Here is a 13,646-nt window from a genome sequence, read left to right on the forward strand (position 1 = left end):
GGTTATGCGGCATGAATACAACGTCTTCGGTCAAGTTGCTCGATGTGACAATTGTTGCATCGATTTTGCAATTGCTTTGCCTTAGACTGCGGGTACTTTCAATTTTCCACCCATCGGGCATTTCGTCGAACCAATGAAGTTTCCCAACAGCCAACGGCAGCGCTTGAACGCCATTGCAGTGATCATTGCTGCGCTGTTTGCGGTAATGATGTTTTTGGCTGAGGCTTGGCTGGGCGCGTCGGTGAGTGGTCCGGACGATCCCGGCGCAGGTAACCTGCTGGCTCGTCGATGGGGGTTTTCGTTGGCCGCCAGCTTTGCGGTTGCGCTTGCCCTGCTGTATTTCCGCCAGCGGGACTTGCTGGTCCGCATTTTTTTGTTGCTCTCGACAGTCGGTTTGGCCTTCATCTTCGACCCGCGTGCCTTCCAGCACGCAGTCCCGCAAGGCATCTGGATTCCTTTCATCCTGGCGCTGGCCCTGACCAGCCTGCCCTGGGCTTTGCTGGTTCTCGTCGCCAGTATCGCCGTGTTGTTTGCCGCTTATCCACTGGCCTACTCGCCGCCTTTCACCTTCAGCACTTCGCTGATCATCGGTTCGCTGCTGGTTCTCGATCGCATCGTCAAACACAATCTGATGAGCGATCTGATGGAGGCCAACCGCAATCTGCTCGATTCGAAATCCTCTCTGCACGAAAGCGAGCAGCGTTACCGGCAATTGTCGGAACAGTCGCCTATCCCGATGGTGGTCTTTTCGCCGGAAGGCTACGTGCTGCGGGTCAACAAGGCTTGGGAGAAGTTGTGGGGAACGACCTTCGAAAAGGCGCGGCGCTATAACGTCTTCGAAGATCCGCAGGTGATTCAGGCGGGCATTCCGCCCTTGCTGCAACGGATTCTGGCCGGGGAGAAGGTCGATCTGCCGATCCTGGGCTACGACTTTTCGCGCAACCCCAATGCCCGCTTGTATCAGGGCAAGTGCTGGATACGTGCGGTCGCCTATGCGGTGTTCGACGAGCAGGGCAAGGCGCTTGAAGTGGTGGTCCTGCAGGAAGACATCACCGAGCGGGTCAAGGCGGAAGACCAGATTCGCCATCTGGCCTACTTCGATCCACTGACCCAGTTGGCGAATCGCCGCTTGTTGATGGATCGTCTGGAGCATGCCATGGCCTCCAGCGCTCGTACGCAGCGCTTCGGTGCCTTGCTGATGCTCGATCTCGATCATTTCAAGGCACTCAACGATACCCAGGGGCACGATATCGGCGACCAGTTGCTGATCGAAGTGGCCCGACGCCTGAGCGCTGTCGTACGCGAGGGCGATACCGTTTCCCGCCTGGGGGGCGACGAGTATGTCGTGGTGCTGGAAGAGTTGAGCAACGATGAGGAACTCGCAGCAACCCAGGCCGAGCGAGTGGCCGAAAAGGTCCATGAAGCCATTCGCCAGCCGTATCGCCTGAAACACGACACCATGGAATACCGCTGTAGTACATCGGTCGGTGTCGTGCTCTACCGGGGCAAGGATCTATCGCCGGATGCGTTGCTGAAGCAAGCCGATATTGCGCTTTATCAGGCCAAGGCCTCGGGACGCAACGCCATCCGCTTCTACAACCCGGAAATGCAGGCGGCCATCGATGCGCGCATGATGGTGGAGCAGGCACTGAACGGTGCGTTGGAGCGGGACGAGTTCGAGTTGCATTATCAACCGCAGGTCAATCGCAGCGGCACGCTGATCGGTGCCGAGGCACTGCTGCGCTGGCGCTCGGAAACGCTGGGCAACGTGCCGCCGAATCGTTTTATTCCCTTGCTCGAGGACAATTGGCAGATCCTGCAGGTTGGCCAGTGGGTCCTGGAAACGGCTTGCCGCCAGTTGGCAGAGTGGGCCAACGATCCGGCCACTGCCGGGTTGCAGGTGGCGGTTAACGTCAGTGCCCGGCAGTTCCAGCATCGCGATTTCGTCGACCAGGTCAAGGAGGCCTTGAAGACCCACGGCGTGGAACCATCGCGCCTCAAGCTAGAACTGACCGAAAGCGTCGTGCTCAATGACGTCGACCTGATCGTCGGCAAGATGCGCCAGATCGATGCGCTCGGCGTTTGCTTCTCGATGGACGATTTCGGCACCGGCTATTCGTCACTGTCCTACCTGAAGCGTTTGCCGCTGGAGCAGCTGAAGATCGACCGCAGCTTCGTGCGCGATATCGCCACCGATCCGAACGACGCGGCGATCATTCGCGCCATCCTGGCCCTCAGCGAATCCCTGGATATCCACACCGTGGCCGAAGGGGTCGAGACTGAGGCTCAGTTCGAGTTCCTGTTGGCCAACGGTTGCCAGGCCTTCCAGGGCTGGCTATTCGGCAAGCCCGTCTCGAGCGAGGAATTCACCGCCTACGTGCGGCAAGGCGCATTGGCCTTGGGGGCCTGAACCCCACTGCTGCGGTGCACCGTCGAAAAAGGCCAATTTCCGGCGGCCAGTCGCAAATGCGCGGCCGCCGGGAAAATACTCAGAACCGGTTCGGTTCCTTGGGCTCCTGCACCGCCCAGTAGATCAGCACCAGCCAGCCGACGAACGGGATCAGGCCGACCAGCAGAAACCAGCCGCTCTTGTCGATATCGTGCAAGCGGCGAACGCCGACGGCAATGTTGGGCAGCAGCAGGCCGAGGGCGATCAGGCCATAGAGAATGTCGCTGATCATCGCCGCGCCTAGGCAGACGAGCAAATTGAAGAGCGCCCACCACCAGTATTCCGAACGCGACGCCCGGCCGGTGAAGTCTGCGTACTTGCCGAAGCAGGTTTGAATCGATTCGCCGAAAGTCATGCCGTTGCTCCTTGGGTTATGAGAATGGAATGATTCTACGCGGGATTACCCTGCCGGTGGCAATGCGCGTCAGAAGCCGTACTCCCGCTCGACCTTGCAGACGCGCACGCGAAATCCGGCGTACCAATCGCGCGCGCGGGCCTGCGCCTGGCGGTGAAAAGCGTTTTCCTTCCAGGCCTGGATCGCTTCCAGGCTGGCCCAGTACGACACCGAAATGCCGATTTCCTGACGGGCACTCTCGAAGCCGAGAAAGCCCGGTTGCTGGCGGGCCAGTTCGAGCACTTGCTCGGCCATGTCGCCATAGCCGTTGTCGCCCGGCGTCCGGGTCGAGGTAAAGATCACTGCGTAGTAGGGCGGAGGCGGAGTTTGGGCCGGTTCTATCATGGTCATTGCTTCAGGCTTGATCGTTGGTCGGGGGGGTATTTTTCCAATGGCACAGCAGTGCGTGACTCAGTGCTCCTCCCGCTATCGTGCTTGCGATCAGGGAGAGGCTGCCCCAGAAAAAGGCGATGGTGATGAGGCTGCCCAGGAGCAAGGTGATGAGCGAAGTCTTGCGCTTATTTTGCGGGGCGAGCAGATAAGCCGTAGCGATGACAGCTGCCGCCGATACGGGGGCGAAGACGGCATAGGTCAGATCGATCCTTTCCTGAATCGCCATGTCCTCGCACATTCCGGAAACCATCATATCGGGCGGGCAGAGCCAGAGGGTGACATGCCCATGCGCCCACATGGCCAGAACCACGACGAGGAGCCAAACGCTCAGGTAGGCGGGGAGTAATAACAGCCAGCGTAGCAATGTCATCGAGTGTTCGCAGGATCAGCGATTGAATGGCAAAAGCATAGCCGAGTGGCGTGTCGCATGCAGGCCAATTTTTCCTTGACCACTGCTCGCCTTTGCCACCAGAATGCTTTCCATGTTTGCCGAAATCCTGATCTCGCTGCCGATCTTCCCGTGCCGTCGCGTTCTGCGCGCATGGCGCATGGGCGTGCGTCCGCAGCCGGGGAGGGTATAGTCGTTCAGTCGATTTAAAACACCAGTTTCCCAGAAGGCCGCGGCTTGAACCCCGCGGCCTTTTTGTTTTTGTCTCCCGAAAGGAAAAGCCATGAATCCGATCATCGAATGTCGTTCGCTGGATGAAGTGCGCGGCCAGATTGACCGGCTGGATCGCCAGCTGGTCGGGCTGATCGCCGAGCGCGGTGCCTATGTGCAGCAGGCCGCTCGCTTCAAGAAGGACACTGCCGCCGTGGCCGCACCACAGCGCGTGACGCAGGTGTTGGCACGCGTCGATGCGCTGGCCGTCGAGCTGGGCGCGGAGCGACGAGTTGTCGAGGCCACCTGGCGCGCCATGGTCGCCGCCTTCATCGACGCCGAGCAGGCGGCGCATGCCGCCTTGCATCCGCCGCCATCCAGCCCTACGCCATTGCATTGAGGAGAAATTCATGTCCGTACCCGCCGCCTATCTCGGCATCGTCCTGATCTGGTCCACCACGCCGCTCGCCATTCAGTGGAGCACGCAGGGGGCCGGTTTCGCCTTCGCCGTATTCGCCCGGATGGCCATCGGCCTGATGCTGGCCGCCGTACTGGTCGTCGCCTGGCGCATTGGTCTGCCGCTGCATGCCCGCGCCCGCCGCGCTTACCTTCTGGGCGGAGCCAGCCTGTTCGGCGCCATGGCGCTGACCTACTGGGGCGCGCGCTATGTGCATTCCGGGCTGGTCTCGGTGCTGTTCGGCCTGTCGCCCTTGATGGCGAGCCTGATGGCGGCCGTCTGGCTGGGCGAGCGTTCGCTGACGCCGCTGCGCGTGTTCGGCACGCTACTCGGTGCGGCAGGTCTCGGTGTGATCTTCCTGCATGGCGACAGCCTGGGTGGCGAGCATGCACTGGCCGGCCTGACGGCCTTGCTGGCGGCGGTGGCGATCTATTCGGCAGGACTGGTCGGCTTGAAGCGCATCGGCGACGACAGCCCACCGCTGGCGACGACCGTCGGCACGCTTTCGACGTCGCTGCCGTTCTTCGGCCTGGTCTGGTGGCTGGATGGCGGCGCGGTGCCGGCCGAACTGCCGCTGCGTTCGGCTTCGGCCATCGCCTATCTCGGTATCTTTGGCTCGGTGCTCGGTTTTGCGCTGTATTACTACGTGATCAAGCACATGGAGGCCTCGCGCGTGGCCCTGATTACGCTGATCACACCGGTGATCGCGCTCTTGCTCGGCCACGCCCTGAACGATGAGGTGATCGGCTGGCGGGTGTGGGCCGGTACCGGCTTGATCCTGCTCGGCCTCGCCTTGTATCAGTGGGAGAACCTGCGTGTGCTGACGCGCTTGCTGCGTCCTCGGCAGGCTTAAGCGAGCAGCGCCACGGCCTTGATCTGAGCGCGCAGGGCGAGGCCGGGGCGGATGCCGAGCTTGTCGGCGGAGCGCTGCGTGATGCGGGCGAGCAGCGGCTGGCCCGATACGTCGAGGCGGACCAGCACGTGGCCTGGCGTGTCGGTCGGGCCGAGATCGACGACGCTGGCGGCGACGCAATTCAGGATGCTGCTCTGCAACTGCGGGGCGAGGGTAAGGCTGACATCGCGGGCGTGGATGCGGCAACGCAGTTCGGTGCCGACCGGTTCGCTGCGCCGCGAGACGTAGATCGCGCCGCCGGGGAATTCAAGGCGGGTCAGGTCGTCGGCCTCGTGTTCGGCCACGCGGGTCGGGATGACGACGCCGGCATCGTCGGCAAAGGCGGCCGGCAGGTCGAGGCGCGACAGCACGTCGTTGAGCGGGCCGCTGGCGACTACCTTGCCCTGATCAAGCAGCACGAGGTGGTCAGCCAGGCGGGCAACTTCGTCCGGCGCATGGCTGACGTAGATGATAGGAATCGACAGTTCGCCGTGCAGGCGTTCGAGGTAGGGCAGGATTTCCAGCTTGCGCTTGAGGTCGAGCGCGGCGAGCGGCTCGTCCATCAGCAGAATCTCCGGCCCGGCGAGCAGGGCGCGGGCGATGGCGATGCGCTGGCGTTCACCGCCGGAGAGTTCGCTCGGCTTGCGCGCCAGCAGGTGGGCGATGCCGAGCAGTTCGGCCACCTCGGCGAGCTGCAGACCGACTCCTGCGGTGCACGCGCGTTTTTGGCCAAAAACCATGTTTTGCTGCACCGAGAGATGCGGGAACAGGCTGGCTTCCTGAAAGACGTAGCCCAGTGCGCGCTGGTGCGTCGGTACGAAAATGCCGCGGCTGTCGTCCTGCCAGACGGTGTCGCCCAGCGCGCAGTAGCCGCCGGCAAAATGCTCCAGCCCGGCCAGGGCGCGCAGGCAGGTGGTCTTGCCTGAGCCGGAATGGCCGAACAGTGCGGTAATGCCCTGGCCGGGCAGGCTCAGCTCGACGTCGAGCCGGAAATCGCCGCGATCGACGGCAAAGCGGGCGCGGATGTCGGCAGGGGCGGCGGCGCTCATGCGATCTGCTTCCGGGCCGGGTTGAAGGTGTATAGCGCGAGCAGCACGAGGAAGCTGAAGGCCACCATGCCGCCGGCCAGCCAGTGTGCCTGCGTGTACTCCAGCGCTTCGACGTGGTCGTAGATCAGCACGGAGACGACGCGGGTCTTTTCCGGAATGTTGCCGCCGATCATCAGCACGATGCCGAATTCGCCGACCGTGTGGGCGAAGCCGAGAATGGCGCCGGACAGGAAGCCCGGTTTGGCCAGCGGCACGGCCACCGACCAGAAGGCGTCCCACGGGCTGGCGCGCAGCGTGGCGGCGACTTCGAGCGGGCGCTCGCCGATGGACTCGAAGGCGTTCTGTATCGGCTGCACGACAAAGGGCAGCGAGTAGAACACCGAGGCGATGACCAGGCCGGGGAAGGTGAAGGGCAGCACGCCGAGGCCGAGCGACTGGGTCAGTTGCCCGAGCGGCCCGTTCGGACCCATGAAGAGCAGCAGGTAAAAGCCGAGCACGGTCGGCGGCAGCACGAGTGGCAGCGACACCAGCGCGCCGATTGCGCCCTTGAGCCTGGAGCGCGTGCGCGCCAGCCACCAGGCGATGGGGGTGCCGACGATCAGCAGCAGCACCGTGACAACGGTGGCGAGCTTGAGAGTCAGCCAGACGGCGGCGAGATCGGCGGAATCCATGCAGGGTCAGTGTCGGGAAAACAGGTCGCGAATCTTACACAGGGTTGTGGTGATGTCGAAACGGGGGTCGCTCAGTGCTTCGCCGGCGAGGATGCGAGTGATCGCCACGGCCGGGTCGCGCTCGCCGGAGAGCAGCACTTCCGTGCCGCGCTTCTTCATGTGGCGGATGAAACCGTCGCCGGCGCTATTGGCGACCACGATATCGACTCCGTCCAGCGGGTGCGGGCGGTCGTCCTCGAAGACGTGCAGCACCTCGTCCTTGCCCAGTTCGATCATTTTCGGTGCGGGCAGCAGCTGGTTGGACTGGTGTTGCGACAGGTCGTAGAGCAGCCATTGGCGGGTCTGGCCGGCGTGGCCGCTGACTTCGGTGAAATCCTTGGTGGCGATGGCGATTTTCATGGTCGTTCTGTCTCAGGCAGCAGTGAGCGTAACCGCCACGTCGCGCGGCGGAGCGAAGTACGGGGCCGAAGTGACCAGAATGTCCGCCCCGGCCCGCGCATAGCTTTCTGCATTAGCAGAATTTATGCCGCCGGCGGCGGCCAGCCGCGTGCGCGAACCGGGGGCGATGTGCTGCTTGATGCGGTGCACGGCCTCGACCGGCCATTTTTCCAGTTGCAGGATGTCGGCGTCGGCCAAAAGCCAGGCCAGCGCTTCGTTTTCATCGGCCACCTCAACGACGATGGCACGTTCGGGCCACTGCCGGCGCAAGCGGCGCACCGTGTCGGCCGGCTTTTCGTTGCCAAGAAAAACGCGATGCTCGGCGAAGACGAGTAGGGTTTCCGACAAACTGAGCCGGTGCGGGCTGGCGCCACCGCTCAACACGGCCTTGATCGCCGCCCGCTTGGTGCCGGGAAAGTTCTTGCGCGTGCAGGCGACGCCGATCTCCGGGTTGCCGCGGTGCGCCGCAGCCACGATCTCACCAGCGCTGGTGGCGATGCCCGACAGGTATTCCATCAGCGTTTGCGCCGTTTTCCAGACCTGATGCAGGGCAGCGGCTTCGCCTTCCAGTGTCAGGATGGTTTCGCCCGCCGCCAGGCGCTCGCCGCTGGCGCGCACCGGGCCGAAGACGGTGAGGCCGCGCAACTCACCCATGCGGCGGGCTTCCTCGCTGCCGCACAGGACCATGTCGTGGCGGGCGCGGCAGAGCATGGTCCCCAGTTGCTGCCCGATGCCGAGGGCGTGGGTGGTTGCATCGCCAGCCGGCGTGTCGTCTGCCAGCAGTGCTTCGAGTTCAGCGTCGGTCAGCGTGTAGGGGTTCATGGCGTGACTCAGGGCAGTTCGTAACCGAAAGATTTTATGACGGCCTTGGCCTTGTCGCCTTTGAGGTAATTGAGCAGCGCGACGGCGGCCGGTTTGTCCTTGCCCTTGGCGAGGATCACGGCGTCCTGACGGATCGGGTCGTAGAGGTTGGCCGGTACGATCCAGCCCGAGCCGCTGCCGATCTGGCCGTTCTTGATCACCTGCGAGTAGGCGACGAAGCCCAACTCGGCGGCGCCGGTCGAAATGAACTGGTGCGTCTGCGAGATGTTCTCGCCCTGCACGATCAGCGGCTTGATCGCGTCGACGACGCCGAGCTTGGTCATTGTTTGCATGCCGGCGGCACCGTAGGGCGCGCCTTTCGGATTAGCCAGGGCCAAATGTTTGAAGCCGCCTTTTTTCAGGATTTCGCCTTTGCTGTCGACCACTTTGGGGTTGGCGGACCACAGGAGCAGCTTGCCGATGGCGTAGGTGAAATTGCTGCCGGCCACGGCAGAGCCTTCCTTGATCATGCGGGCCGGTGTTTCATCGTCGGCCGAAAGCAGCACTTCGAAAGGCGCGCCGTTGTTGATCTGGGCGTAGAACTTGCCGGTGGCGCCGTAGGAGGCGACGAGTTTGTGGCCGGTATCGCGCTCGAACAGGTTGGCGATGACCTGGATCGGGCCAGTGAAGTTGGCGGCAACGGCGACCTGCACTTCGTCGGCCAGGGCACCTCCACTGACGAGCAGGGCGGTGAGCAGCAAACTGAGGCGTTTCATGGCGTTCTCCTGGGGGTGTTATGGAAGTACGGTGGGAGCGGCGGCGGGCTTCACGATTTGCGCATCGTTGGCGCTCGTCGGGCTGTGCTCAGGTGGGCGCTGGGTGGTGGCCGGTATAGCGGTTAAGGCCGAGCTAGGACGGAAACCCCCACAGCAGCCATGCGCGAAGGCGGCGCCGGGGCCGATCCGGAGCGGGGGCGGATGGTCGGTTTCGCGGTTCATGGCGGTTTCCGGCGCTCAGGAGTACTTGCAGAGGATGACGGCCGAGGCCTTGAACACCGCGCAAGCCTGCTCGCCGACGGCGAGGCCTAGGCGCTCGACGCTGTCGTGGGTGACCACGGCACAGACCGATTTGCCGCTCTTCATGGTCAGCGTGATCTCGGAGTTGACCGGCCCGTCGTGAATGCGGGTGATTTCGCCCCACAGGTGATTGCGCGCCGTCGTCTTGACGCTCGGATCGTTGAGCAGCAGCACCGACGAAGACTTCACCAGCGCATTGATCTCCATGCCGATGGCCAGGCCGAGGCTTTCAGCCGAGTCGCCGGTGATGACGGCGACGATTTCGTTTTCGTCGTCGAGCTTGATGCGTACCTCGAAATCGACGTGGCCTTCGCGCAGGGCGACGATCTTGCCGGCAAACTGGTTGCGCGCACTGGTCTTCATCGACATGTGCTTGAGCAACTGGCGGAATTGCTGGAAATCGCTGGCCTGTCCCTCGTTCATGCTCGCCGTCAGGCGGTCGAGCGCCGCCTGGTATTCAGCTTCGAGGGCACGGTAAAGGGCGACCACCTTGCGGCCGTATTCGGTCAGCTGCGTGCCGCCGCCGTGCTTGCCGCCGGTCGAGCGCACGACCAGTGGCTGCTCGGCGAGGTTGTTCATGGCATCGACCGCATCCCAGGCCGCCTTGTAGGAGAGCGGCACGGCTTTTGCAGCCTGCGAGATCGAGCCGTGCTGCTCGATCGCTTCAAGCAGGCGGATGCGAGTGTCGCCGAGAAAGGTGCCGAATTCGGAATCGACTTCGAGTTTGCCGCGCAGGCGGTGCAGGATGGCGTCCATGATGCTGGCTCGTTTATTTGTATACTTCGCAATATAACGTAGAACGGATTTTTCGAAAAAAACTGCTGCGCTATGGTTGAATATTGAAAACGGTCTTCGGTAAAGTCTGTTTAACCCGATGATGTTCGTTGCTTAGTTTTGTATATAGCGAAAAGCGGGCCAATCATTCAACCGATTTTTGGAGAACAGCATGAACGTCAGCGCACGCAATGTATTTAAAGGGAAAATTTCCGCTCTGGTCGACGGTGCGGTCAATGCGGAAGTCGAGGTCACGCTGCCCGGTGGCGACAAAATTGTCGCAATCGTGACAGAGGGTAGTGTCAAGTCCTTGGGGCTGGCCGTGGGCAAGGAAGCGGTGGCCTACGTCAAGGCGCCGTGGGTCATGCTGCTGGTCGGTCCGCAAGCCGCCAAGTTCTCGGCGCGCAACCAACTGACCGGCAAGGTCAGCGTGTTGCACAAGGGCGCGGTCAATACCGAGGTCGGCATCACCCTGGCCGGTGGTACCGTGGTATATGCCGTGGTGACCAACGAGGCAGTCATGGAGCTTGGCCTCAAGGAAGGCGTCGAGGCGAGTGCGCTGATCAAGGCCAGCCACGTGATTTTGGGTGTTTCTGGCTGATTCCGGCGTTCGTGGAGAGGTGTGCGGCGGTTTTGGCCGCCATTTTAGTGTTCTTTTTGCCATCAACGCTTAGGTTGAGATGCTTCTGGCTGATGTGGGCGTGCAGTTCAAGTTTTCCGCCCGGTGCCTCGACGTACCGGTGCAGGGAGGCGATGAGCATGTCCTGCTGACCGTCGAATTTGGCGATATTCGGCCGGCTAACCTACATGTGTTCGGGTAGCGTCGTTTGAGACAGGCCGAGCTAGCGGTGTAAGGTGCGCAGGCTTACCGGTACGCCGCAGTCAGCGCGGCATATCCGGAAGGATGGCATATAAACCCAGTGATGGATTGCATTGGTTGGCGCTGCTCATGCGGAACATCAGCCAGCGGTCATCTCGCAGCCGCCAGGCGGCCAGTTCCTCGCTGTAGGTCACCGTTTCGTAGAATTCCTCATCGTCGTCCGAGGATAGGCGGGTGAGAGTGAGCTGGTGGGCGGTGAAGCAGGGGCGTTCGTCGGCGTCGTAGCCGACGCAGCGCTGGGCAGCGATTTCGTATTCGCTAAAGTGCTTCATGTAGAGCGGCTGGTCGACCGAGTTCCGCCAATCGATTGGCAGGTGCTTCTTCCAGATGTCGCACAGGGCGTCGTCAGGGTTGCTGGTTGGGAAGCGTTCGCTGCTAGTGGTATGTGAAAGTATGTGACTCATTAAGGTTGTGTATGTGTATATATAACGGTGATCGTCTTTGGCAACTTGAGTGCCAGCAAATCAACCCATTTAAATTGGGTTTTGGTGGCTTGAATTGTTGTTTATCTAACGATATATAATTAACTATACAGCGATGTGCAAAAGCCGACAGCGCTGATACCAAAGTATAGGGCTAGCTATATGCCGGGAAACGTGTCTGAGCTGCCTGGCTGGTTTGGCGCTAAGTGCGGGTTATTTTTTGCCTCGGCGGTAAGCGCCGGGCGGGCTGCCGGTCCATTTCTTGAAGGCGCGGTGGAAAGTGGTGGGATCGTCGAACCCAACCTGATTTCCTATGAGCGCGACGGGAAGGCGGGTCTTGGTTAGTTTCTGGATGGCCACGTCGCGGCGAAGTTCATCCTTGATCGCCTGGAAGCTGGTGCCTTCCTCGCCGAGTCGTCGTGATAGGGTGCGCAGTGAGAAATGCAGGGCTTTTGCCACGTCTTCAATGGTTGTGGCCTGATCGAGTCGTTTCTCCAGGTGTTCGCGCACACGATGGCTGACGATGCGTTCGGCAAATGAGACGAACATCCAGTCGGCCGGGGCGCGGGCCAGAAACTCGCTGAGGGAGTGCTTGTCCTGGCGGATCGGGATCTGCAGTTGGGCGCTCTCAAAATAGAGTGCGGTCACCGGTTGGTCGAAATAGGCGGGGCCTGGGTAAAGAAAGACGTACTCGGAGACGTGGGCCGGCTTGGAGTAGGTGAAATCAATCCGGGCGAGCGGCATCTTCCGTCCGGCCAGCCATGAAGCCATGCCATGTGCCAGCTTGAGCATCATTTCCTGTGCGAAATGGTTTTGGCGGACTTTGTTGGCTTTGGGGATTAGGGCGAGGCGCACCAACCCGTCCCGGCTATCTAATTCAAATTCCAGATCGTCGAGCAGTAGGCGGAAAAACTGGGTGTAACGATAGAGTGCAGCGATCAGGTTGCTGGATTCGATCACGCTCAAGCACAGAAATTTCAGTGTGCCACCACGCAGCGGGCGGGAAAACAGGCCAGGTGTTTCATCGTCGTATTCACGCGCCAGCAGGCGGTAGAGGCCAGCGAACTGGTCGGTGGTGACGCGGGCGCTGGCTTCGTCCAGCAGGTCGGGTGGAATGCCGACGCGCTGGAGGTAGGCGGTGCGTTGTTCTGCTTCCAGTGTCAGTCCGTTCAACAAATTGTGGATGAACTGGATCGGGACTGTGGTCGATGATTTGTTCATCCGATTAGTGTTGAGAAACCTCTGGGTTAAATTTGCTGGAGGGTAAATAGGTTGGCCGATTATGCAAGTTTTTCGGCGTGAGCGGCAAGCGCTTCATATTTATGGTTAGTACAATCGGTTTCACAAATCGCCGGTGCAACACAGAAGAGCACAAGGTTTCGCGGCGGTTGAAGGTCGCTTTCGGGCGGCTGTATACCAAATGAGACAAATGTTCCGGTTGGCCTGAAAGTCACGTAGCAGAACAGACCTCAGACTCCCCGTAATTCCGGTAATAACCTAAGGAGGAGGGCGCAGTGAAGACAAGTTCATCCAATCCGATACTGGAGCTATCCGGGCTGGGATTGTCATTTGGCGGGGTTAAAGCGCTCAATGGCGTCAGCTTCGAAGTGGCACCGCGTTCGATAACATCGGTCATCGGTCCCAACGGTGCTGGCAAGACCTCGTTGTTCAACACCATCTCAGGTTTTTATCGCCCAACGTCCGGCAATATCCGTTTCGACGGCAACGATATTTCCGCCCTGCGTCCGCCGGCCCGGGCTAGGCTAGGGTTGGCCCGCAGTTTCCAGAATATCGCCCTGTTCCGCGGTATGACCGTGCTTGACAACATCAAGCTTGGCAGACATTGCCATCTTGAGGCAGGGGTACTTGATGCCCTGTTCTATTTCGGCAAGGCCCACCGCGAGGAAATGGAACTGCGCCGCGAGATCGAAGAAAAGGTGATCGACTTCCTCGAAATCGACCATATCCGCCATCAACCGGTCGCCGCCTTGTCCTATGGCCTGCAGAAGCGGGTCGAGATGGCGCGGGCGCTGGCGATGAAGCCGCGCGTCCTGATGCTGGACGAACCGGTGGCCGGCATGAACCGCGAGGAAACCGAGGACATGGCGCGCTTCATCCTGGACGTTCGCGAGGAGTGGGGCGTCACCGTGCTGATGGTCGAACACGACATGGGCATGGTGATGGATATCTCCGATCATGTCGTGGTGCTCAATTTCGGCCAGGTCATCGCCGACGGGTTGCCCAGGGAAGTTCAGGAGAACCCGGAGGTCATACGCGCCTATCTCGGCTCGGGCGATGTCAGCGAATTGCGCGCCCGTTTGCATCAACCCGTTGCGGCAAAGGCAGCCTGAC

At 61.3% G+C, this 13,646-nt stretch carries 17 protein-coding genes; 5 read left to right on the forward strand and 12 right to left on the reverse strand.

Features of this window, described 5'->3' with window-relative positions; translation table 11 throughout:
• The first annotated feature begins 133 nt into the window (after positions 1–133).
• A complete protein-coding gene (locus WIF35_RS01205; RefSeq protein WP_412479743.1) occupies positions 134–2,410 on the forward strand; it encodes a putative bifunctional diguanylate cyclase/phosphodiesterase in 2,277 nt (758 codons plus the stop codon).
• Between the two features lie 79 nt (positions 2,411–2,489).
• Here the strand turns inward: WIF35_RS01205 and WIF35_RS01210 are convergent, their stop codons facing one another.
• The 4 genes from WIF35_RS01210 to WIF35_RS01225 form a co-directional block, all read right to left on the reverse strand.
• Complete coding sequence (locus WIF35_RS01210) at positions 2,490–2,804, reverse strand: DUF805 domain-containing protein (protein ID WP_412479744.1); 315 nt, start codon at positions 2,802–2,804, stop codon at positions 2,490–2,492.
• Positions 2,805–2,873: 69 nt separating this feature from the next.
• Positions 2,874–3,188 (reverse strand): antibiotic biosynthesis monooxygenase family protein, encoded by a 315-nt coding sequence (locus WIF35_RS01215; RefSeq protein WP_412479745.1) that lies wholly within the window; start codon positions 3,186–3,188, stop codon positions 2,874–2,876.
• 10 nt (positions 3,189–3,198) lie between these two features.
• On the reverse strand, positions 3,199–3,606 hold the full coding sequence (locus tag WIF35_RS01220) for a hypothetical protein (protein ID WP_412479746.1): 408 nt from the start codon (positions 3,604–3,606) through the stop codon (positions 3,199–3,201).
• Between the two features lie 15 nt (positions 3,607–3,621).
• Positions 3,622–3,909: a hypothetical protein gene (locus WIF35_RS01225; RefSeq protein WP_412479747.1), complete on the reverse strand. Its 288-nt coding sequence runs from the start codon at positions 3,907–3,909 to the stop codon at positions 3,622–3,624.
• On the opposite strand from WIF35_RS01225, the gene WIF35_RS01230 reads away from it, so the two are divergent.
• Both WIF35_RS01230 and WIF35_RS01235 read left to right on the forward strand, forming a co-directional pair.
• Positions 3,908–4,234 carry a chorismate mutase gene (locus WIF35_RS01230; RefSeq protein WP_412479748.1) on the forward strand — a complete coding sequence of 109 codons (327 nt, stop codon included), beginning with the start codon at positions 3,908–3,910 and terminating at the stop codon, positions 4,232–4,234. The genes WIF35_RS01225 and WIF35_RS01230 overlap by 2 nt on opposite strands.
• Before the next feature lie 10 nt (positions 4,235–4,244).
• Entirely contained in the window at positions 4,245–5,144 is a 900-nt protein-coding gene (locus WIF35_RS01235; protein WP_412479749.1) for a DMT family transporter, read from the forward strand.
• Here the strand turns inward: WIF35_RS01235 and modC are convergent.
• From modC to WIF35_RS01265, 6 genes are all read right to left on the reverse strand, one after another.
• On the reverse strand, positions 5,141–6,232 hold the full coding sequence (modC, locus tag WIF35_RS01240) for a molybdenum ABC transporter ATP-binding protein (RefSeq protein ID WP_412479750.1): 1,092 nt from the start codon (positions 6,230–6,232) through the stop codon (positions 5,141–5,143). The genes WIF35_RS01235 and modC overlap by 4 nt on opposite strands.
• The gene (gene modB / locus WIF35_RS01245) at positions 6,229–6,903 is read right to left on the reverse strand and encodes a molybdate ABC transporter permease subunit (RefSeq protein WP_412479751.1); all 675 of its coding nucleotides are present in this window, start codon (positions 6,901–6,903) and stop codon (positions 6,229–6,231) included. Before modB ends, modC begins: the two co-directional genes overlap by 4 nt.
• 6 nt (positions 6,904–6,909) lie before the next feature.
• Positions 6,910–7,302, reverse strand: a complete 393-nt coding sequence (locus WIF35_RS01250; RefSeq protein ID WP_412479752.1) for a NifB/NifX family molybdenum-iron cluster-binding protein — start codon at positions 7,300–7,302, stop codon at positions 6,910–6,912.
• Positions 7,303–7,314: 12 nt separating this feature from the next.
• Positions 7,315–8,163 (reverse strand): ModD protein, encoded by an 849-nt coding sequence (gene modD, locus WIF35_RS01255; protein WP_412479753.1) that lies wholly within the window; start codon positions 8,161–8,163, stop codon positions 7,315–7,317.
• An 8-nt stretch (positions 8,164–8,171) separates the two neighbouring features.
• A complete protein-coding gene (gene modA, locus WIF35_RS01260) occupies positions 8,172–8,918 on the reverse strand; it encodes a molybdate ABC transporter substrate-binding protein (RefSeq protein ID WP_412479754.1) in 747 nt (248 codons plus the stop codon).
• Between the two features lie 237 nt (positions 8,919–9,155).
• Positions 9,156–9,974: a TOBE domain-containing protein gene (locus tag WIF35_RS01265; RefSeq protein WP_412479755.1), complete on the reverse strand. Its 819-nt coding sequence runs from the start codon at positions 9,972–9,974 to the stop codon at positions 9,156–9,158.
• 190 nt (positions 9,975–10,164) lie between these two features.
• On the opposite strand from WIF35_RS01265, the gene WIF35_RS01270 reads away from it, so the two are divergent.
• Entirely contained in the window at positions 10,165–10,593 is a 429-nt protein-coding gene (locus WIF35_RS01270; RefSeq protein ID WP_412479756.1) for a TOBE domain-containing protein, read from the forward strand.
• Positions 10,594–10,874: 281 nt separating this feature from the next.
• Here WIF35_RS01270 and WIF35_RS01275 read toward each other — a convergent pair whose 3' ends face one another.
• Positions 10,875–11,276: a hypothetical protein gene (locus tag WIF35_RS01275; RefSeq protein WP_412479757.1), complete on the reverse strand. Its 402-nt coding sequence runs from the start codon at positions 11,274–11,276 to the stop codon at positions 10,875–10,877.
• Between the two features lie 231 nt (positions 11,277–11,507).
• Positions 11,508–12,515 carry an AraC family transcriptional regulator gene (locus WIF35_RS01280; RefSeq protein ID WP_412479758.1) on the reverse strand — a complete coding sequence of 336 codons (1,008 nt, stop codon included), beginning with the start codon at positions 12,513–12,515 and terminating at the stop codon, positions 11,508–11,510.
• Positions 12,516–12,808: 293 nt separating this feature from the next.
• On the opposite strand from WIF35_RS01280, the gene WIF35_RS01285 reads away from it, so the two are divergent.
• Positions 12,809–13,645 carry an ABC transporter ATP-binding protein gene (locus tag WIF35_RS01285; protein WP_412479759.1) on the forward strand — a complete coding sequence of 279 codons (837 nt, stop codon included), beginning with the start codon at positions 12,809–12,811 and terminating at the stop codon, positions 13,643–13,645.
• The last annotated feature ends 1 nt before the right edge of the window (position 13,646 follow it).

This window comes from Azonexus sp. IMCC34839, assembly GCF_047047955.1.
Taxonomy (GTDB): Bacteria; Pseudomonadota; Gammaproteobacteria; order Burkholderiales; family Rhodocyclaceae; genus Azonexus.